This window comes from Paenibacillus sp. FSL M7-1046 (genome assembly GCF_038007405.1).
Lineage (GTDB): Bacteria > Bacillota > Bacilli > Paenibacillales > Paenibacillaceae > Paenibacillus_AQ.
In genome coordinates, this window is sequence record NZ_JBBOXB010000001.1 from 5,932,550 (window position 1) to 5,953,387 (window position 20,838).

General features: G+C 48.5%; 18 protein-coding genes. 1 reads left to right on the forward strand and 17 read right to left on the reverse strand.

Features of this window, described 5'->3' with window-relative positions; all coding sequences use genetic code 11:
* Positions 1-8 precede the first annotated feature (8 nt).
* The 4 genes from NYE29_RS26450 to NYE29_RS26465 are packed head-to-tail and all read right to left on the reverse strand — an operon-like array spanning position 9 to position 9,438.
* Positions 9-716 (reverse strand): thioesterase II family protein, encoded by a 708-nt coding sequence (locus NYE29_RS26450; protein ID WP_340898117.1) that lies wholly within the window; start codon positions 714-716, stop codon positions 9-11.
* Entirely contained in the window at positions 713-2,278 is a 1,566-nt protein-coding gene (locus NYE29_RS26455; protein WP_340898118.1) for a serine hydrolase domain-containing protein, read from the reverse strand. The genes NYE29_RS26450 and NYE29_RS26455 overlap by 4 nt, the downstream gene beginning before the upstream one ends.
* Positions 2,279-2,291: 13 nt before the next feature.
* Positions 2,292-6,764 carry an amino acid adenylation domain-containing protein gene (locus NYE29_RS26460; protein ID WP_340898119.1) on the reverse strand — a complete coding sequence of 1,491 codons (4,473 nt, stop codon included), beginning with the start codon at positions 6,762-6,764 and terminating at the stop codon, positions 2,292-2,294.
* A gap of 1 nt (position 6,765) precedes the next feature.
* Positions 6,766-9,438: a type I polyketide synthase gene (locus NYE29_RS26465; RefSeq protein WP_340898120.1), complete on the reverse strand. Its 2,673-nt coding sequence runs from the start codon at positions 9,436-9,438 to the stop codon at positions 6,766-6,768.
* Between the two features lie 397 nt (positions 9,439-9,835).
* Between NYE29_RS26465 and NYE29_RS26470 the strand changes: the two genes are divergently transcribed.
* Positions 9,836-10,519 carry a 4'-phosphopantetheinyl transferase family protein gene (locus tag NYE29_RS26470; protein ID WP_340898121.1) on the forward strand — a complete coding sequence of 228 codons (684 nt, stop codon included), beginning with the start codon at positions 9,836-9,838 and terminating at the stop codon, positions 10,517-10,519.
* 533 nt (positions 10,520-11,052) lie between these two features.
* Here NYE29_RS26470 and NYE29_RS26475 read toward each other — a convergent pair.
* From NYE29_RS26475 to NYE29_RS26535, 13 genes are all read right to left on the reverse strand, one after another.
* Complete coding sequence (locus NYE29_RS26475) at positions 11,053-11,397, reverse strand: hypothetical protein (protein WP_340898122.1); 345 nt, start codon at positions 11,395-11,397, stop codon at positions 11,053-11,055.
* Positions 11,398-11,537: 140 nt separating this feature from the next.
* Positions 11,538-12,155: a GerAB/ArcD/ProY family transporter gene (locus NYE29_RS26480; protein WP_340898123.1), complete on the reverse strand. Its 618-nt coding sequence runs from the start codon at positions 12,153-12,155 to the stop codon at positions 11,538-11,540.
* Positions 12,152-12,469 (reverse strand): GerAB/ArcD/ProY family transporter, encoded by a 318-nt coding sequence (locus NYE29_RS26485; RefSeq protein WP_340898124.1) that lies wholly within the window; start codon positions 12,467-12,469, stop codon positions 12,152-12,154. The genes NYE29_RS26480 and NYE29_RS26485 overlap by 4 nt, the downstream gene beginning before the upstream one ends.
* Positions 12,466-13,662 carry a Ger(x)C family spore germination protein gene (locus NYE29_RS26490; protein WP_340898125.1) on the reverse strand — a complete coding sequence of 399 codons (1,197 nt, stop codon included), beginning with the start codon at positions 13,660-13,662 and terminating at the stop codon, positions 12,466-12,468. Before NYE29_RS26490 ends, NYE29_RS26485 begins: the two co-directional genes overlap by 4 nt.
* A gap of 38 nt (positions 13,663-13,700) precedes the next feature.
* Positions 13,701-15,176, reverse strand: coding sequence for a spore germination protein (locus NYE29_RS26495; protein ID WP_076110869.1), 1,476 nt, complete (start codon positions 15,174-15,176; stop codon positions 13,701-13,703).
* A gap of 224 nt (positions 15,177-15,400) precedes the next feature.
* Positions 15,401-16,120, reverse strand: coding sequence for a hypothetical protein (locus NYE29_RS26500; protein WP_076110870.1), 720 nt, complete (start codon positions 16,118-16,120; stop codon positions 15,401-15,403).
* A 284-nt stretch (positions 16,121-16,404) separates the two neighbouring features.
* Positions 16,405-17,214 carry an AAA family ATPase gene (locus NYE29_RS26505; RefSeq protein ID WP_076110871.1) on the reverse strand — a complete coding sequence of 270 codons (810 nt, stop codon included), beginning with the start codon at positions 17,212-17,214 and terminating at the stop codon, positions 16,405-16,407.
* Between the two features lie 542 nt (positions 17,215-17,756).
* Complete coding sequence (locus tag NYE29_RS26510) at positions 17,757-18,005, reverse strand: cysteine-rich KTR domain-containing protein (RefSeq protein WP_439823165.1); 249 nt, start codon at positions 18,003-18,005, stop codon at positions 17,757-17,759.
* On the reverse strand, positions 18,005-18,775 hold the full coding sequence (locus tag NYE29_RS26515) for an ABC transporter permease (RefSeq protein WP_076110872.1): 771 nt from the start codon (positions 18,773-18,775) through the stop codon (positions 18,005-18,007). The genes NYE29_RS26510 and NYE29_RS26515 overlap by 1 nt, the downstream gene beginning before the upstream one ends.
* Complete coding sequence (locus tag NYE29_RS26520; RefSeq protein WP_076110873.1) at positions 18,776-19,537, reverse strand: ABC transporter ATP-binding protein; 762 nt, start codon at positions 19,535-19,537, stop codon at positions 18,776-18,778.
* Positions 19,534-19,887, reverse strand: coding sequence for a DUF1048 domain-containing protein (locus tag NYE29_RS26525; RefSeq protein WP_076110874.1), 354 nt, complete (start codon positions 19,885-19,887; stop codon positions 19,534-19,536). The genes NYE29_RS26520 and NYE29_RS26525 overlap by 4 nt, the downstream gene beginning before the upstream one ends.
* Positions 19,888-19,889: 2 nt before the next feature.
* Positions 19,890-20,261, reverse strand: a complete 372-nt coding sequence (locus NYE29_RS26530; protein ID WP_076110875.1) for a DUF1048 domain-containing protein — start codon at positions 20,259-20,261, stop codon at positions 19,890-19,892.
* 5 nt (positions 20,262-20,266) lie between these two features.
* Positions 20,267-20,569 (reverse strand): PadR family transcriptional regulator, encoded by a 303-nt coding sequence (locus tag NYE29_RS26535; RefSeq protein ID WP_269322569.1) that lies wholly within the window; start codon positions 20,567-20,569, stop codon positions 20,267-20,269.
* Positions 20,570-20,838 lie beyond the last annotated feature (269 nt).

Consider the following 20,838-nt stretch of genomic DNA (forward strand, 5'->3'; position numbering starts at 1 on the left):
GGGCCTCCTCACTTATGAACGGCAAGTGCATCCTGAATGGCGGCGATCACATCATCCTGCCGGTCATGAATGAAAAAGTGGCCGCCAGGCAGATTTTTGATCACCATGCTCCCGCTGATATACTGCTCCCACTCTATCCCGTTCTCCGCAGGCATCAAGGGGTCATCTGTGCCGAGCATGACCGTGCAATCCACCGGAAGCTTCACGCACCGGCCATTACCGGCATATAACTCGTAGATTCTATAGTCCGCTTTGATGATCGGCAAAAAAACTCTCATTAGCTCCGAGTGATTAACCAGTTCCTGAGCGGTACCGCCCAGCTTGATGATTTCTTGAAGGAATAGCTCGTCCGGCAGTTTATGCAGTTGGTCCTCTCCATAACGCAGGTGCGGGGGATTACAGCCAGAGAGGAAGATATGTACCGGAAGCGCCTGTCCGCACTCCAGGAGCCGCACACTCAGTTCATAAGCCGCCAGTCCTCCCAGGCTGTGTCCGTACAGCGCATATGGACTCCCCTGGAGCTGGCTGCCAATATGCTGTACAAGATCGTCAATCAATTCCTCCATACTGCCGCATAGCTTGGACCCGAACCGTTTGCCTCTGCCTGGAAATTCAAGGGGTACCACTTCGATATTTTCCGGCAGCAGGGTCCTCCATTTCAGGTAAATGGCCGCTGAGCTGCCGGAATACGGAATTGTAAAAAGCTTGATAGTCATAAGGAAGCCTCCTCTTGAATCACTTGCGGCTGTGTCCGGCGGTCCGTTTGCACCTCCGGGTGTAGCGGGAACCACATTTTTAACAGTCTTAAGGCTGAGAACATCGTTCCTGTGATTGCGATCAAAATCATAGCCGGGACTATCGTAAACGGTGCCCAGACGACAATAAATCTCCAAGGATAGCCCCAAAAAAGAATTTTGGGTATATACCAGGCTACGCCCACGATAAAAGCGGCTAGGATAACAAAACCGGATGTCTTGAGGTATAGAGCGAAAGAAGATCCCCTGCGCATCCGTCTGCCATTGCGGATCAAGCGCAGATCCTTGACCCATACGTAGATCATCCAGAGGCAAAGAGCCGCACAAATGATGATAATGATCCGTCCTGCGAGATTCGCCGTGTCCATAGTATCCATTGGTGCAGCGGCAGGTTTCAGATCTTGCTGCAAGGCATACAGTCCCTCACAGATGGCGTAAGTCGCCGTCGTATTCCGATTCCCCAGGACAGCAACTCCGAGTTGTTTTACTGGATCAAACAAGACGTAAGAAGAGAAATTGGGATTATTGCCCCCGTGTGAAAAGAGGGTATGATCTCCTTTGTTAAATACAAGCCAGCCACCGCCATAACGAAAAGGTGTCGTGTACGGAGGGGTTTCTGTTGCCCTGACCGTTTCATCGGGAATCTGCGCACGGGCAATGGCTCCCCTAAGCTCTGAAGGCGCTGCTGCAGGGTTCATCTGTAGATTCAGCCAGCGGGCCATATCCTTAGCGCTTGACAAAATGTAGCCTGCGGGTGTATTCCCGCGGTAGACGGGGGCTTGATACTCTCTGTTGCCGATAAGTCCAGGCTTGTAGCCTTGGGAGATCTCCTTGCCACCTTGCAAGATCGCTCTTCCTGCGGATGTATGCTCTAAACCCAAAGGCTGCAAGACTTCAGCGGACATATAGGATTCATAGGACATCCCGCTCACAGCTTCAATAATCGCACCAAGCACATCATAATTTCCGGTGGAGTACAGAAATTGGGACCCCGGTTTATACCAGAGCGGGTTCTCGCTTAGTCCGCGCACCGTATTATGGAGTGCAGTGTCTTCGGTAGACGGATCAATCAGCGCAACGGAATCACTGCCCAGTCCACTGGTCTGGTGGAGGAAATGCCCGACCGTTGGTTCGGCAGACTCCCCCTTCGCCTGCAGTGCTAACCATGGCAGATAGCGGGTTACTGGCGCTTCCAGGTCTACAAGCCCTCTTTCGACAAGCAGCAGCAGACCTATGCCGGTGAAGGCTTTACTGTTGGAGCCAAGTTCGAACAAGGTGTCCGGGGTTACCGGTATATTCCGGCTGGCGTCAGCTTTGCCATACCCCTTAACATAAGTCTTGTCACCGCGAAGCACAGCTACTGAGACACCGGGAAGATCCATCTGATCCATCAGCCTAAGCACATATTCGTCGACGGACTCAGCCGAAATCCCGCTGCCAGCAGTATTTGCCGAAGCTGGCGGCAGCGCAGCTATACCAAGCAGAATACAGGCACAGAGCATTTTGATTAGCAAGCGGTTCATGCCATCCCCCCTGTTACTTGAATAACGAATCCAATTCCTCCTGCGTTATATCCACCGCATCAAAATCGGCGGGTGTCCAGTTTGGCTCCCTCTGAAGCGGCGGTAGAGTGAGAAGTTCCACAAAGAGGGCTTCATACCGCACCATCCACTGCTCCATGACCTTGTCCGGCATACTGGAGGGATAACGTAACTCCAGATACAGTCTGCGCTTCAGAATATAAGCGTTGATCTCCAGTACGAATGGTGTTGCATTGTCTTCGGCCATATCCGGTCCTGTTGGCTCATTCAGAACACGCAACAGCCCGTTCCCGTATTCCTCCTGAAATTCCCCGAGATAATTGAACAAAATCCGGGGAACAGCCGCTGTAATCTGCCCCAATCCATAAGCTAAAATGCCATATCCCAGACCTTTACGGGGCACCGCCCTGAACTGTTGGAGGATGTTATCCCTCCTCTCGATTACACCTGTACCTGCCTCAACCGTAATTCTGACCGGATACAGACTGGTGAACCAGCCAGTGGTACGCGAGAGATCAATTTCAGGGAACAAGGGCTCCCGGCCATGTCCTTCCAGCCAAATGACCTGCGTCTGCCAGTCCCAGGTATCATGAAGTGCCAGGGCAAGTGCAGTCTGCAGCAGCTCATGGGGCTGCAGACCGTTAATCTGCTGGCACTGTACAAGCAATAGCCCCGTTTCAGCAGGGCCGAACGTCAGCGTACGAAGCGTCGTGCGTCCACTACCCGGTTGCCCTAAACAAAGCCAATGATCATCTGGGAGGTTGTAATTTCCGTTCCAATATTCCCGCTCCCGCTGGACCAGCGGTTCAGCGCGTTCGCTCAGCGCCAGCGCCCAGCGCTTGAACGATGATGTTTTGGGCAGCCACTGGCGTTCTCCCCGAAGCAATCGTCCCAAATCCTCCATAATAATCCGCCATGAGACACCATCTATGCAGACATGGTGAGCTGCCAGCAGCAGACGATTAGCACGTCCCGGCTCCATAATCAGACAGGCGCGGAAGGGGAAATGATCCTGCTCAGTAAGGCGTATGCCTGCCTTCAGTGCGGAGGTATATGACAGGAACTCTTGAGCCCGTTGTTTAGGATCGAATTCGGTCAAATCAAGTACATTTAGCTGGAACTCATACACAGAAAGGTCGTTGTTATAGGATAGCTGCTGCTGTACAGAATCATAATGCAAGCGCAAGGAGTCATGCTGCTGGATCAACTGCCTTAAACTGTCTTCAAGGGTATGCGTGGCAATATCTTCTCTGATCTCCAGCAGCATTGATTGCAGATAGTAGTCTTCATTCTTAAGCTCCCGGGAGAAAAACCACGAAAGGATCGGTGTCAACGGGACGATTCCCTCCGGCGGACCCTGCGGCTGAACCTCCTTATCTTCCGAGAGATGCAGCAGCATTTCGCTAATGTGGGGATGATCCAGAATGTCTGCCGCGCTGAGTTGAAGTCCTTGGTTTTTGAGCAGGCTTGAAATCTGAATCGCTTTGATGGAATCCCCGCCCAGATTGAAAAACCGGTCCTCCAGGCTGATTTCCCTACGGTCTAGAACGGTCCCTAGTGCGGATAAAAGGCGTTCAGTCTGAGTTCCTCCTTCGTACTCCTGGACCTGTGCTGCGGCGGCATTTAAATCTTGTGCAAGCTGCCTCCGATTGGTCTTCCCATTAGCAGTAAGCGGAATCTCTGTCCTAAAAATGATGCGTCCCGGAACCATGTATCCAGGCAGGATTCCTGCCAGACGGCTGCGGATATCCAATGCTGTAAGCGAGCCTCCGACAATACAGGCGACCAGTTCCATGCCGGGGCCTTCACCCTCCGTCAAGACAACTGCATTACGGATGCCCTCCATCTCCAGCAGGAAATGTTCAATCTCTTCCGTCTCGATTCGGTAGCCTCTAACCTTAAGCTGGGTATCGCAGCGGCCGATATATTCCATCACTCCGCCTTCACCCCACCGGACCAGATCCCCCGTACGATACATCCGGTTGCCCTTGTTCACTGAATCCGGCAAGAATCGTTCTGCCGTCAGCTCGGGTTGATGGACGTATCCAGCCGCAACACCGGGGCCGGAGATGTAGAGTTCTCCCCTCGCGCCTGGAGGCAGCGGCCGCAAATCCCTATCCAATATATATAGCTTCGCATTTGCAGCAGGTACTCCTATGGGAACCACCGCTCCCTTGTCTCTTATAGGATCATAACGGTAAATCATACAGCCTACGGTCGCTTCCGTTGGCCCGTATTCGTTATAAATAGCCAGATTGGGCCCGAAGGCTTGCTGAACGGCTGCTGCAAGGTTGGTCTTGAGACTCTCCCCGCCCACAATCAGTGTGCGCAAGGCAGCATCCGGCCTCCGTTCTTCCCCCATAAGCGCAAGATGGGAAGGGGTAAGCTTGATTACTGTAGCTCTGTTCTCGCTCAGAATCCGGCTCAAGGTATAGTCCTCGCCGCTGGAGGGGTATATCCTCAACTGGGTGCCGCTGACCAGCGGTACGAACAAAGATGTCAGCGTCAGATCAAAGGCGATTGAGGAATAAAAGGCGAACACTTCGTGTTCCGAGGTCAAGTATTCTTCTGCTGCCCAAGTGATATAGTTGGCCAGGTTAGAATGAAGAACTTTAACCCCTTTGGGCGCTCCTGTAGATCCCGAGGTATATAGGATATAAGCCGTTTTTTCAGGCCTCGACCTCTGCTGTTCCCCCGCAGACAACGGCCTATGCCGGAGCAGATGCCGGGGATTGCGCGTTGGAATAGGCCAGCCGAATGCCGGTTCCTCTGGCAGATCGGTCAACAGGCAGATTGCTCCCGAGTCTCGGAGTATATATTCCGCTCTGGCGGCCGGAACTCCGGGGTCCAGCGGGAGAAAAGCCGCACCGCACTGAAGAATCGCTAGAATTGCAATGACCAGTTCGGGAGAATGATGCATCCGTACGCCTATAACGCCTGACACTTGCGGAAATTCTGCGGTCAGGGCTGCCGCAAGGCAATTGACCTGCTGCGCCAATTCTGCAAAGGTCAGCTTCTCATCTGCACAGCTCACGGCAATCCGATTCGGATGGAGCCGAACCTGATCTGCGCATAGATCCATAACCGTCTTTTCAAGTGGATAGTTATGGATTGAATGCTGGTTGTAATGAATCAAAGTTTGTTCCAATTGTCTTTCGGTAGACAGCGTCAGTTCCTTCAATGGGAGGTCTGGAGTATGCGCCATCTGGTTCAACACATGCAGGAGACATTCCACCAGCGACTCTGCCTCTTCCTTGCCAATTATCTGAGTCTGGTAGTCCAGAGTGAACAATAACGTGCCATCCTCGGACCAGTCCTTGATCATCAACTGTACGGGATAAGCCTGCTCGCCGGAGTAGAACTCCTCATTGCTAATCATCATGTTGTCCACGGTTGTCAATAGGTGGGTATTATAATAATTCACAGCGGCCTGGTATAAGCTGCCATGCCCTTTTTTTCGCAACTGAAGATGCTTTGCAAGGAGATCGAACGGATACTTGTGATTGGCGAGATTACGTGAATATTCACGGCGTACCCGCTGTAAAAATGTCCGTATGGACAGGCCTTCCTTAAGATGCAGCGACAGCGGCAGATTGCCAGTGAACATGCCAACCGTTGCCTTGGTGTGTGCAGAGCGGTTGGACACGGGTATGGACAGGATTAGATCTTCTCTCTGGTAATACCTGCCTAGTACCAACCCGAATGCGGCAGATAAAAATAGGGGTAATGACACATTAAGCTCTGGCAGAATACGGGTAACCTGCTCTGTGGCCTGCTTGTCGAGCAGGCGGGTATAGCGCCTGCCGGCCGGAGTAGTGGCAGTTTTGTCGAACAGCGGTTCGGGGAGAACGTCAAATTTGTTCTCCCAGAATTGTTTGTTGCTCTGACAGCGCTGAGAGCTCAGGTATTGACTTTCGAGATCAAGATAAGTCAAATAGGAGGGTTCGGACACGGCACGGTCAGAGATGTCTTCCCTGCCCAGTGATTCATAATGTCCGAGAATTTGTCTGGTCAGCAGGTCCATTGACCAGCCGTCGCAGATGATATGATGGGCTTTCAGGAGAAAACCATTATCCTGCTCCCCCACCTTGAAGGTAGCGATGTGGTATAAAGGAGAATCGAAAAGTTCAAATCGTTTTGCCGCCTCTGCCTTCACCCACCTCTCATAAGCCGTTTGGGGATTGGCATATGAGCTGAAGTCGTAGCGGGGCAACGGCTGTAGCGAAGTAGTATCCGCTACATATTGTTGCGGTTCACCGTCTTGTGCCCGCAAACGCAGTCGCAGGCCATCATGAGACTGAATCACATTCTGGATCGAAGTTTCCAAACGGGGGAAGTCGAGCGTTCCGTGAATACGGACACAGCCACCAATATGATGTACGGCTGTCTGGGGATGAAGGCATTCGGTATACCAAATTCTCTTTTGGGGATGGCTTAAACGATGCAATGCCTTATTCACAAGATCCATGTCAGTGTCCGCCTTTCGCAGATATAGAATTCAATCTCCAGGATTCAATGGATTCGGCTAATCGGGCTATCGTCTGCTGCTCCAAAAAAACTTCAAGTTTAAGTGTCACGCAAAACTGTTCACATATATGTGCATGCAAGGAAGCTGCCAGCAGCGAGTTGCCTCCCAGTTCATAATAATTGTCGTTGATTCCGATCGGGGCCACCCCCAGATACAGCTCCCAAGCTGCAACCAGGTCACGTTCAACCTCTGTTCTTGGTGCGATGTATCCATCCAACTGCTCTGGCCGCAAGTTGACGGGTTCCGAAATGGGCTGAAGCGGCCCGGTAGTATCAAGTGCAGAATCATCACGCTCCACCCAGCAGCGTGTTCTTTCAAAAGGATAGGCAGGCAATTCAATGCGGCGGCGGCGTTCCCCTTGATAATAAGCCTTCCAATTGACGGGGCAGCCTTCCATCCAGACTTTGCCGAGAAGAAGGTAAACGCTCTTCCATTCTGTTGTTCCATGACGTTCCGAAGGTTCACCGAGATTCATATCAAGCACCAGCCGATCTATTTCATTCTTGCTGCTGGTCTGTAATGAGGCTCCGTCTTCCAGGGCATCCGTCAGATACGCTGTCCAAAAATCGCTGCTTCTCCACTCCGTAGGAGTCATCGGGTCCCTTCCCGGCGATGCTGCAAGTGGAACCTTCATCGCCCCCGTTTTCAGACTCGAGACATGTTGCCGGTACCTTCGGACAAAAGTACCCCGCGCCTCACCCGAAGTTGCGAGTGCGGCTGTAAAGGAGCTGCCAAGATACATAGCATCCGCATGAGTCAGGAGGCCACAGGCATAAGCGGCGGCAAATAAGCCGCTGCCCGTACCTTGGCAGCCCGAGGGATGGATTCCCCAGCTCTCCCAGAGTTTGAACAAGGAGATCTGCACGGTTAATGCGTATGTGGCTTGTTCCCGCAATGCCGAATCTCCCTTGCCGAACCATTCCTCTGCCAGTTTCTTACCCTGCACGATGTTGTTGTAGAATACCGTTTCCTCAGTGATCCAATCCCCAAGCTCAGGAGCCTCGAAATTGGATAGGTCCGGAAAGTGGAACAAGGGCATGCCCGCAAGATCGGGGTTATCCTTCTTTCCAGTCTCCCGTTCCATCCATTCCGTCTCACCTCCGCAGCCGTATAGCCAAATTGCCCGGTGCTCAAACAGCTTCCGTCCGGTTTGCAGTGTATAGGCTGCATCCGCTAACAGTTCTTCTGAAGCAGAGCTTAGAAATTGCTGCAAGGATTGCTTTTGCCTCTTGAGCGCCTCTGCACTTTTGGCGGAGAGGACGAACAATTTGCTGCGCCGTAAGGAAGGTTCCTTCGGCAACACCGGCGCTTCTTGCAGGATAACATGTGCATTGGTGCCTCCAAGCCCAAAGGAGCTGACCCCAGCCAGACGCCGCTGATTGGGGCTGCTCCACTCCAGCGGAACAGGATTCAGATAAAACGGGCTCTGGCCCGTCATTAACCTGTCATGTGGTGTATCTGAGTGAATAGCGGGTGGCAGTATCCTCTCTCGCAGGGCCATGACTGTCTTGATTAACCCAACAATACCTGCGGATGGCCCCGTATGACCGACGTTAGATTTAACCGAACCCAAAGCACAAAAAGCGTTTTTTTCAGTATGTCTGGCAAATACCTCATGCAGTGCCTCAAGCTCAATCGCATCTCCTAGAGGAGTGCCGGTACCATGAGCTTCTATGTAACAGATGTCCTCGGCGCTTACGTCTGCGTTCATCTGTGCGCGTTCTATAACCTGAATCTGGCCTTTGACTGCGGGAGCTGTATATCCGGCTTTGAGGGCTCCGTCATTATTGACGGCAGAACCTTTAATAACAGCATGAATGGTGTCGCCATCCTCAAGGGCATCACTATATCTTTTCAGTACGACGCAACCTGCCCCGTCGCTGTACAAGGTTCCAGTAGCCTGCTTATCGAACGCCCGGAGATGCCCATCAGCGGACAACAACCCGTTGTCTTGATAGTAATAGCCGTTGGCTTGGGGAATGCCGAGTGTTGCACCTCCACATACCATCATGTCACTGGAGTAAGTGAGCAGACTCTCGCAAGCCAGATGTACGGCAACCAGCGAGCTGGAACAAGCAGACTGGACATTCAGCACTGGCCCGGTAAGGCCTAGCTTGTAAGCGGCCATCGTCGCCGCATGGTCTTTCTCGCTTGCGATCTGCATTTGGAGTTCGGAGGCTGCTCTGTTGCCATTGAGAAGCGGCATAAGGTTGAACATTTGATAATAGTTCGCGTACACGCCCGCATACATCCCGATAAGACCGTCATAGGTTCCCGGATCATATCCCGCTGCCTCCAGCGCTTCCCAAGCCATCTCCAGAAGCAGACGATGCTGCGGGTCCATCAAGGACGCCTCTCTTATGTTGAAATTAAAGAAAGCAGCATCAAAATTCTCAATGTTCCGAATGTTGGTGTTTGTGCGAATAAAGTTTGGCCTTCCCTCCGCAGAAGCAACTTCTGCTTTATCCTGCGGGGATGTGTTAGCAACCACCTCTTCTCCACCCAGGATTGCTTCCCAAAACTGTGAAACGGTATCAATGCCAGGCAGACGGATGGAGAGGCCAATAATGGCAATATCCGCCTTATTATCTTCACATTCATTCTCCAATGACATGATATCACTCCCGTAATATTGCTTTCATTCAATATTATTGTAGTATTAAAACTGATTTTGACGATGTCTTGATAATACCAACTATACTATGAAAATATTTAAATAAATACCATTCTTTAGGACTATATAACAATAAAGATAATTAATATAATTTTAAGTAAGTTAATGGAATGGTGTATATATCTGCAGCATTCGACGTCCTATTATGTCGTAAAATGCCAGTAGTTCAATAATGTGCAAATTTCGGAAAGAGCTATTAGTACCAATTTAGATATGGAGTGAGTTCAGATAAATATGCTAGAATCGTATAGCTGTCCTGTTTAGAGAACGGACTTCATATTTCACAATATTCACAATAACGAAAACAAAATAAAATCTCCTAAGACAGGTGTTGTTTATGTCCAAAATTCTTGCTTTTAAGCTCACGGAGCAGCTAAGTCTGGAGAGCTATGCTTATTTTGCAGCACAGGTATCGGAAGCCCGGCGCGCACGTCTCGCCCGATTTTTCCATAAGGAAGATGCATATCGGTCTTTATTTGGCGAGATACTGGTGCGGTACATCCTCTGCAGCCAGCTCGGTCAACGGAATGGCAATATTCAGTTCGAGGAGAATCCATTCGGCAAACCGGGGGTGTCTGGGCTGCCTGATTTTGAGTATAATGTGTCTCATTCAGGAGATTGGGTGCTGATGATCTGGGGAACGAATGAGGGTTCACTCGGAGTAGATATTGAGCAGATACGGCCCATAGATATTCAAATAGCAGAGCGTTTTTTTTCTGTGGAGGAGCGAGTGGCGTTACAAGGCAAGTCTGCCGGGGAGCGGCAGGATTTTTTTTATGACTTGTGGACATTAAAGGAAAGCTATATCAAGGCGATTGGCACCGGGCTGTCCCGGCCGCTTGATTCATTTACGATACAACAGCGTGAAGATGGCAGCTTTAGTCTGATCACACAAGCGGAATCAATGTACTTACAGACCTATACTATCGCCCCAGACTACAAAGCCGCCGCTTGTTCAAGCTGCTGCACACTGCCGGAAGCTGCCACTTTTATTAAGCTCAGTGAGCTCTATATGTGGTGAATGTTTCATATTTCCATCACCTGTCCGGTCATTCGGTACCTCAATTCACAATTGGTTGTACGCAGGCATGGCCGGGTATCCCGGTTGTTAAGGCGACGAGTCTGCGCATCCCTGCTAAAGCACAACCTACCAGGATGCCCGTTGCCTATTCCGATTGGTCTGCACTGCAAGGTAAGCTGTCCGGACAATCTGTGAAGATTGCAGCTCAACTAGCCCCTCCCCGGAAGTAGCGGCCGCTACAGCGGACAAACTTCGTAAGCTGGCAGAGGAATCAGGCAAGGATTATGCCATGCTCCCGGTGGAGCGTCAGACCGTCTGCTTAACTTGACGAGTATCAAATGGACGAGATGAGCGGACATTATTTTAGTAAAGAAGAAATGATCCGGATGGCTGAGCCATTTTTGAAATGAATCCTAACGATGCCACCAATGAATAATTAGACTGACCCCAGAAGCCGAAACAGCGACAGTAAAAGGACGAGAAAACCTGTCCTAGACTGCCGCTGTTTTATTTAACTAACGTTTCCCGTTATCTTATCGATCCTTCATTTTAGTATTAGATAGGTTTCCGATAGGTTTCCGATTATTTTTCACAATGACAATGACAATGACAAGGACTAGCAAGAATGAGCCGGCGGTACACCATACAACTTTTCCCCAATCAAATATGGAACCGGCATATTCACCCTCATAATTAGCTTTAATGAATGACCCATCATTTATCTTTATCGCAATTGCCTCATTTTTGTCCACGTCTTTGATATTGTAATATTCAGTGCCCTTCGGATAGTGATTCGAAAAATTACCTGAGTATGTGCCTTCCTTGTCTGAAAATGATGTAACTTTGCCTATTATTGAACCGATTTGTTCCTTTTCCACTCGATTGTCAGAAATGATATAGGATTTACCGTCGTTTACAACAAAATTAATTATATGCCCAATCCGCATGAATTGGCCAAATTGCAAAAAAAGTACTTGCCAGCCAGAGCGGAATCATCAAAAACAGAAATTTTCTCAAACTATCCCCCCTTTCGTCGTTTACGAACAGTGCCAACTATCCACAGCAGGAACGGGATTCCGATCAGCTCAAACGGCATTACGTAACGAACGCCCAGATAAAGCTGAATTTGGGAATCGTACAGAACAGCTTGGGGACTCTTCCATGCTATAAGATACACTGCCGGTGCAATCAACCAGATTGAATTGGTCCAACGTTTTAATCCTAACCATTGGGACATTCCATAGCATGTTATAAATAAATATAAGCTCAGTTTGATAAACACACTGAAGAACCATAAAACCGATGAAAAAATTTCGATATTCTGTATGAACTCCATAAGGGAGACGAATCGCATCAACTCAAATGTTGGAATCAGCATCTTTGCCGCTAACGCTGAACCGAAAATTGATAGAGCAGTCAAGGTCATTATAGAGGATATGATTGAAACGGCCGCGACGCCCCAAACAGCAAATTTCGTTCCCTGACGGGGGTTCTTCATGAATTTTGTCACCATCAACAGGAAAACGGTGTCTCCCAGCACCGAGGCGGGCGCTAGACTTCCTCGCATAATCGTTCTAACGCCTGATTCCGAGAAAATAGGAAGAATTTGCTCGAATTCATAATTGTTAAAGCTCAAGAAAGTTGGCGAAGAAGCGTTCCCGAAGTGATTATCCACACTATAAAAAAGGGAATAACTATTATTTTCCCAAGCCAGCGGCCTAAAATTTTCTCACTGAATTCGCCGAGTGTCTGCTCGGGGTACATAAGGGACAAGGCCCTGGACAGGAGAGTGATCCCGCATGCGATAACACCCCCGATTAGGAAAGAAATCCAAGCATCCTGCTTCGTCATCTGAATGACAAGCGATTGGGTCAAGAATAATGTTATTGCACTCTCCATCGAAAACGTTATCCAAAACACTTGAATGTTAGAAATTTTAGTCGTGTTCATGGTAGCGTTTCCTCCTCCTGTAAATGCAGGGCAGGTCCCGTCAGCCCTATTTGGGTTACCGTCAAATCAGCTTTCACATCGAATTCTGCCTCTGTAAAATAAAAATTCCAGTTATTTTTTAATTTCCTCCAATACGACGGACTTCTTTGGTGAAGTACCTCACCAAACCCGAAGATATCCTCATGGAAAGTCTTCTGAATTTTAAAGATGGTTTCTTTAACTCTCTTTGCTGCTTCAATTTCTAGAGCTTGCTTGACCAATTTGACATTGGCAGGATTACGAAGATCCAACCGGCCTTGGTTCTCCCTAATTAATCCTTTGCCGATCAACTTGACATGAATGACAAGCTTATCTCTTTCGTATTCTGACCAAATTTTTCGACTCATCCGGGATAGGTGTAGGCTGACTCTCCCTTGATTTTTAGGCACGAGCGTTGTTACTGTTGTGCTGTTTAGCACACCTGTAATCCAATTCACATTCAATGCTTCCATTTGGCTGATATAACCTTTTAATTTCAACTTTTCTTTATCAAAAATGGCTATGCCATTCATCCGAAAAATTTGTTGCTGTGTCACTTCCTGATTCTCGTCACCATTCCGATCTAAAGAAATTACGGGTAATGTCGGGCTAACACCATCACTGCTAGCTGCTCTTAAGAATCTCATTAATGTCGCCTGTTTCAGGCCACTTGTATATTCGAGTTCTTTGTAAGCGCCAATCGCGGGTATCTTCTCTAAGGGGTACGAAGATTTGAGCAGTTCAAGGGCGGTACCACCTTTCACGATAAAGATATCGGACCGCAACCTGACCTTCGGATTCCGGGAATGTTCATCCAGGATGTCGGCGATCCCGTCCTTCGCGAAGTGTTCTCCTACAAAAACTACCCTGCGGTGGCTGGGAAATACTTCTCGGGAAAGACTTCCTTGTAAATCGGCTGCTGCCTGACTGACACTCTCCCCCTTTCCCGAAACAACGAAATTACCTATGCCCTTGCCAGAGGAACCTCCTTTTCCTCCGGTTTCACCCTGTTGACCCGGTATCAAAACTTGGCCACTCAAGACGATATCCCCTCTCTCGTTCCTGTCGAACCCAGAGGCGATCCAGAGGGACCGGTTGCTAAGCTCCTTCTGGTCCCAGCATGCAGTTGTGAGCGATAGAATCAGTACCAGGATAATCCCCGATTTTAGGTACATGAGCTGTCACCTTCCTTTGAAATAAAGACAGGAGCTTATCATGAAATTCGTTTACCGTTACTCCCTGTCGTGTTTTTAGGACGATAACGTAAGCTCCATCTAGGAGCGCGAAAGATGAGGTCTTTAACATAGCCTGCCGTTTCGGATGATACGGGTGTGAGGTAAGGAACACCGAATGAACGCAAGCATGACAGATGGATAAGGATCGCCGTAATGCCGATCAAGATACCGTAAATTCCTATAAATCCAGCTAGCAACAACATGGGGAAACGTAGAACACGCAAAGCAGTGCCGAGATTGTAGCGGGGTATTCCGAAGGAAGCGACCCCCGTCGTTGCCACGACGATGACCATGGGAGCTGAGATGATGCCAGCTTCTACAGCTGATTGTCCGATAACCAGTGCTCCCACAATACTAACGGCTGAACCGATTGTCTTCGGGAGCCGGACGCCCGCTTCGCGAAGTGCCTCGAACATAAATTCCATCAGGAAGGCTTCCATGACGGCAGGAAAGGGGACACCTTCTCTTGCTGCTGCGATGCTGATTAGAAGGACTGTCGGAAGAATCTGCGGATGAAAAGTAGTTAAAGCCACATAAACTGACGGAAGCAGCAGGGCAATCAGGAACATGAAGTACCTAACCCACCTTACAAGTGTTGTGAAAATGGCTCTTTCGTAATAATCTTCTGATGCTTGAAGGCCGGACCAGAATGTCATGGGAACGATAAGCACAAAAGGAGTATTTGCCGTGACAATTGCCACTTTGCCTTCCAACAATGCAGCACAAACAACATCAGGACGCTCTGTATTCTGAATTTGAGGAAAGGGTGAGTATGGAGCATCTTCGATCATTTCCTCAATATATCCCGATTCTAATATTCCGTCTATTCGGATTTCACCGATGCGTCGAGTTACTTCTTCCACGATGGAAGCTTTAGCGACCCCTTCTAAGTAGAGCATTTCTACTTTTGTTCCGGTTTTTTCTCCGAGCTGGAACGATTTGTTGACCAATTCGTGGGTGCAGAGCCGCCTACGGATCAAACTCGTATTTACTCGAAGAGACTCAGTAAAGCCATCTCTAGGACCCCTAACGACGGGTTCGGTCGAGGGCTCTTCAACATTACGCTGCTGATAGTGCTGGAAGTCCGCTATCTGGGCCTCGGATTCTCCTTCGGCAAGGAGAGCCACGTATCCTGCCAAAACGCCCTCGACAACTTCTCCAGCTTTCGTTGCCGAGGATTTATTCAGCACCGGAAGCATCAGTTGTCTAAGCGTGTGTGTAAACGGAGGCCCTTCACAGTTATCACCCGGAAGTCCTCGGTACAAAAATGGTTTAAGAATGATTTGTTCCACTAAATTAGTATCACATAATCCTTCCACGTAAATGAACAGAAGGGTTTGACCATCTGTATGCAGCTTCCGAAACATTACATCAGATGAATTATGGAGAAGCTCCCGCAGAATTGCCTCACTATCCTCAAGATCCGTTGTAAGAACCTTCTCCATCAATGTCATGAGCACCCCTCCTAAGTTCATCTTTTATTTTGCCTTTGGAAGGTTTTTTTATTCAATACTTAGAGAGTAACAAGGTTCCTGAAATATAATAAAACCCTGATATTATCAAGGTTTATCGTACGGTGTATCTTGTTGTTTAGATATTGATCAAATTCCATACTTACAAATATGGGAATGACAACATGGTATTCAGCACCATAACCGTTCAAAAGGAAAAATTGCAGCTATTTGTGTACGGTCAGTGCATTCACGTTGACCTGCTGCCATAGCTTGTGCAGACCTTCTGCAATCGGCGTTATGACTTTGCTGCTTGTGAGGTAGCGATTGTGGCATAAGGGATTCCAGCTGTCGATCAGCGTTCCGACGTTGACGTCACGGTCTTCACTAACAGCCTTGTCGTATTCAGGGTGAACGCTTTTCAGCGGATAGCCCAGAACATCGTCTTTATCATAAAAGTTGATCCATTCGCCTGGGATATCGGGATATTTGGCGGAGAAGCCCTCGCTAGGCACTTGAATTGGCTTGTCAAACGTGGTGTAGCGCAGACTATGCGAAATAACGCAGAGCGGAGCATCCGTTCCGGCTTCAGTACATAACTGGTTCAATTGCTTGCTAATCGTCCGATGAACCGCTTCATAGTTCTGGTCGCCGCCTTCCACGGGCTGGTATGCGACAGCATCCGTCAGATAGTGAATCATGAATTCTCTTAGTTCTGTATATCGCAGATTGTACGGAGCGCCTACCAGCTTCTGTTTCAATTTTTCTTCCCGATCAGCGAAGACAGAGGCCCACCACACCGGCTTGATCACTATTCGCGCCTCCGGGTTTTTCTCACCGCTGAGCCGGGAGAAGGTCTTGTGCAGATCCTTAATGAAAGCTGATGCAAAGTCCTTATGCTGCTTGCCTAATCCGTGAATAACGATGACCGCCAGTTTTTGTGTCATGTGATCTCCTCGCCTTCTTAATTTGTTATATCAAAAAAGGAGCCAACCCATAAAGTTGGCTCCTTTTAGTTTGCCTTAATGAACAGGCGTTAATTCGGCCACGAGTTGAACCGCCCGATTGGCATCAATGCGGCCAAAGCCGTAGCGATCAAGTATGCGGCCCGAGTCCGTCGGCGGCCGTTGTCTCCGATGACAAAGAGGCCGCCCGCTGCGCCGCCGGCGCCGCTTGCCGTTGTGCCCACCCCTGCTCAGATGAAAAGCTGCAATTTTCGCCTGTCCTACTCTCATTCAAACAATTGCTTATGCTTATTGAAAAATCGATAAAAAAATTGTACATTGTCTAGTTCAAACCATTCAGCTGTTTGAAGAGGCTTGGCATCCAGATTATAAATTTTTGTATGTAACGTGCCTAAAACAAAGGGAGAATGCGTGGCAATAATAAATTGACAATCAAAATATCGTGCCAGCTCATTTATTTGTTCGGCCATCCGTATTTGATTGGCAGGAGAAAGTGACGTTTCCGGTTCATCCAATAAATACAATTGCCCAGGTAGCAGATATTCCTCAAAAAACTGCATGGACGTTTCTCCATTAGAATATTTTTCTTGAGAGAATTGAATGTTCTCCAGCTTCTTCTTAAACGCATACGTAGCTTCATATTGTGATGCCTGAGCCTTGCTCATCCCATTGTTAATCTGCTCATTTATTATTCCCTCACGCAGCACGGAAGATTGCTGTATCTTCTTGATCTCATATAAAATATCCTCTGATTTCAGATATCGGCTTTCTTTTGGAAGTTGCCTGATTTCATGCTCGTGCTCATCATGCCCAAGCTGATAGCTACTCAAATCAAGGAATCTCTGAGCATAAATACTATGCCCATAGCTTGTCATTCTTTCAGCCCCCGAGATTCCTAGCTTGTTGGAAATTACATTGAGTAAACTGGATTTTCCGCTACCGTTATTGCCATACAACACAGTAATTCGATCAAACAAAAGCACCTCTCCAGCCAAGTGCTTAAATACATTATCAGGATATATGTTGGGATTTCGATCCGTATAATCAGAAAGCTTAAAGCTTCTTAAATAAATCATTGCCGCACTCCTTCTACCTGGCTTAAAAATATATATTCTATATTACCAGAAAAAAGATAATGTATTCTTAGGGTTGCAGCCGATTTCTCCCACCGTCCCACTACTAATAATCTATTCCGTTCCCCCTGCCTGTTTACATTCATCGGGAAGAGGGTCTTCTCACCACGCAGCCTGGATAGCTGATGCAGCTGCCTTCCCTGGTTCTAGAGTCAAGTCAACATTTAATTCAACAAAAAAGAGGAGTTCGCCGCTCCTCTTTGCTATTTCCGTCAACAACTCAGATTTATTTATCCTTCCTTACTAACAGTGAACAGCACCGCGGCTTGGGCGTGATGGAAATGTAGCCTGTTTCGGGATAATTCATGCCCACGGAAATCTCCCGAGCTAATACCCACTCTGTACACGAAAGTACTGATCACATCGGAGTATTCCCTCCTGCATATCATTGTCCATGGGTCACTTAATGGAAATAAATAAACGTCAATCATATAGCTTGGGAGTTATCATAAATAAAGAGCCGACAACTGTGATTTCACTCACGGTTATCGGCTCTGCGTCTTAGCGTCGGGCTCTTTGATAACTGACATATTCAGTTCCTTTACATTGATTATCGTTTCCTGTTTACACTTGGGGCAAAATAGCGGAAAGTTTTCAAGTACCGTATCATTACGTACCTTGACCCGTGTTTTGTTGGCACAGACCGGGCATAATATCCATTCGTCTTTACACACTCTACCATCCCTTTTACTTGAAGTTTTGTTAACCACTCTCATTTTAATGTCTGCAAACATTAAGCTGCTTTCCGTTTGTATACGCGCATTGCAAAAAGATATGCGACGATCAATATCCCTAAGCACCACGCGAGTGCAACCCAAATGTCATTCCCGACAGGTTGCCCCGACAGGAGCGCGCGGATGGCTTCCACTATTGAAGTTACTGGCTGGTTTTCGGCAAAAGCGCGGACAGCTGACGGCATCGTTTCGGTAGGCACAAACGCCGAACTAATAAACGGAAGGAAGATAAGCGGGTAGGAAAAGGCGCCTGCGCCGTCCACCGATTTTGCGGACAGTCCGGCAATCGCCGCGATCCATGTCAAGGCCAGCGTAAACAGCGCAAGTATACCGGCCACGGCAAGCCATGACAATACTCCTGCCGGCGAGCGGAAGCCCATAATGAGCGCTACGAGAATGATGACAGCAACCGAAATCGCATTGGACACCAATGAGGTCAGCACATGCCCCCACAGCGCGGCCGAACGCGCAATCGGCATGGAGTGGAACCTTTCGAAGATGCCGCTTTGCATATCTATAAACAGACGGTAAGCCGTATAGGCAATGCCGCTTGCAATCGCAATCAGCAGGATGCCGGGCAACAGGTAATTCACATAGTTATCCGTGCCGGTTTGAATCGCGCCGCCGAACACATAAACGAACAGCAGCAGCATCGCGATCGGAGTGATGGTGACAGTAATGATAGTATCCATGCTGCGGAAAATATGGCGCATGGAACGCCCAAGCATAACGCCCATATCGCTGAAAAAGTGTTTCTTAATCGTTTCCATTTACTTTTCCTCCTTTTTGCCGATGATTGCGAGGAATATTTCCTCCAATGTGGGTTGTTTTTCAACATACTCCACCTTTTCGGGCGGAAACAGCTTTTTCAGCTCCGCGACTGTGCCGCTCGCGATAATCCTGCCCTCATGCAGAATGGCAATTTGATCTGCAAGCTGCTCGGCTTCTTCCAAATACTGCGTGGTCAGGAATACCGTCGTGCCATTATTCGCAAGCTCTTTGACTGTCTTCCAAACCTCGTTGCGTCCTTCGGGGTCAAGCCCGGTGGTCGGCTCATCGAGAAAAATAAGCTGCGGTTTTCCCACAAGGCTCATGGCAATGTCGAGCCTGCGGCGCATACCACCCGAGTAAGTAGACACCTTGCGGTTGGCGGCTTCGGTCAGGCCGAAGCGGTTCAGTAAATCATCCGCGATCTGAATCGGATTTGTCAGGTGCCGGAGCCTGGCGATCATGATCAGGTTTTCCCGCCCGGTCAATATCTCGTCCACGGCAGCAAACTGTCCTGTCAAGCTAATCGACTGACGTACATGGTCGGGCTTTGACGCGACGTCAAAGCCGTTTACGAAGGCGGTGCCTCCATCCTGTTTAAGCAGCGTGGTGAGGGTTTTAACAATCGTCGTCTTGCCCGCGCCGTTGGAGCCGAGCAGGGCAAAAATTTCACCGCGCCGCGCCTCGAAATTCACTCCCTTTAGGACTTCCGTGGTCTTGTAGGATTTTTTTAAATCCTTTACTTGAATTGCGATGTCATTCATTTAGATTCGTCCCCCCTTCCGAGTTTGTTCATCATGTCGCGGTTTAATTTTTTGCGAAAGTTATCGGTCCACATTTTCGTGCCGCGCAGAAGCTCGTCGCAAAACCCGACAACATCTTCGCCCGTCACGTCGAGAACGTGTTTGCTGTCAGCCGCGCTCGCTTCAAACAACTCGATCAATTCGTGCTGAATTTTCAACATATCAGAGCCGTCTCCTACTGCGAAACTCCACATGTATCCATGAATTTTTTCAAATACGAACCGATAGTCTTCAGGTAGCGCTTCTACCCTTGCCATTTGCTGCTTATACTCTTTTTTATCCCCGATCATTTTTTTGATAAGCTCCAGCATAGTTATTGCTCCTCCTTATTAAATTTTTCCATAATCTCTTTGTTTAGTTTTTCCCGCACTGTTTCGGTATTGGTAACCGACGCGCGCATAAACTCATCAGAAAACTTGCCGACGTCACTGCCTATGACATCAAGAACCTGCCTGCCCTCTGCCGCACTTGCTTCAAATAAATCCACTAAGTCCTTAAACATCGTCAAGTCCGTAAATATCGTCATGTCACCGCCAAGGGGGCCAACACTAAACATATAATGTTGAATTTTGCGAAATGCAAACCGATAATCTTTCGGCAAGACGTCAACCCTCTTCATCATTTGTTTATAGGCCCGTTTTTCTTCCATGTCACCTATTATCAATTTTATGATTGAATCAAGCATTGTTACTACTCCTCCTTTAATTGGTTGATTTTCGACGCAACAAACCCCCATTTTTCCCAGAACCTCCGCAGCTCCTCACGCCCCGCATCGTTGAGCGCAAAAAACTTTCGCGGAGGACCCATGTCGGAGGGCTTTTTGGTGGTATCCACCAGCTTGCTTTTTTCAAGCCGGATCAGGATGGTGTACACCGTTCCCTCCACAACATCTGTGAAGCCGAGGGCGTTTAGCCGCCGCGTGATTTCGTAGCCATAGGTTTCTTTGCGGCTTATTATTTCAAGGACACAGCCCTCAAGCACGCCTTTGAGCATTTCCGTCAGATTTTCCAGCACAATCACCCCTTGCTATTCTGTATGACTGGTATTAAGTATTACTTACTACCACTATATAGTAACACAAAGTAGTGGTTTGTCAATAGCGGTTGTTCTGATAATGCCGCTTTATATTTATAGTTGAATCTATAACCTTGGTCCCTTAAAACAAAAAAAACCGCGTGGGGCGCGGGTTCTCAAAGGATTATGTTCTTGTCCTGTGACATCCATTGAGCTGCCGCGGCAAGCTGCTCCATGAAATAGTTTTG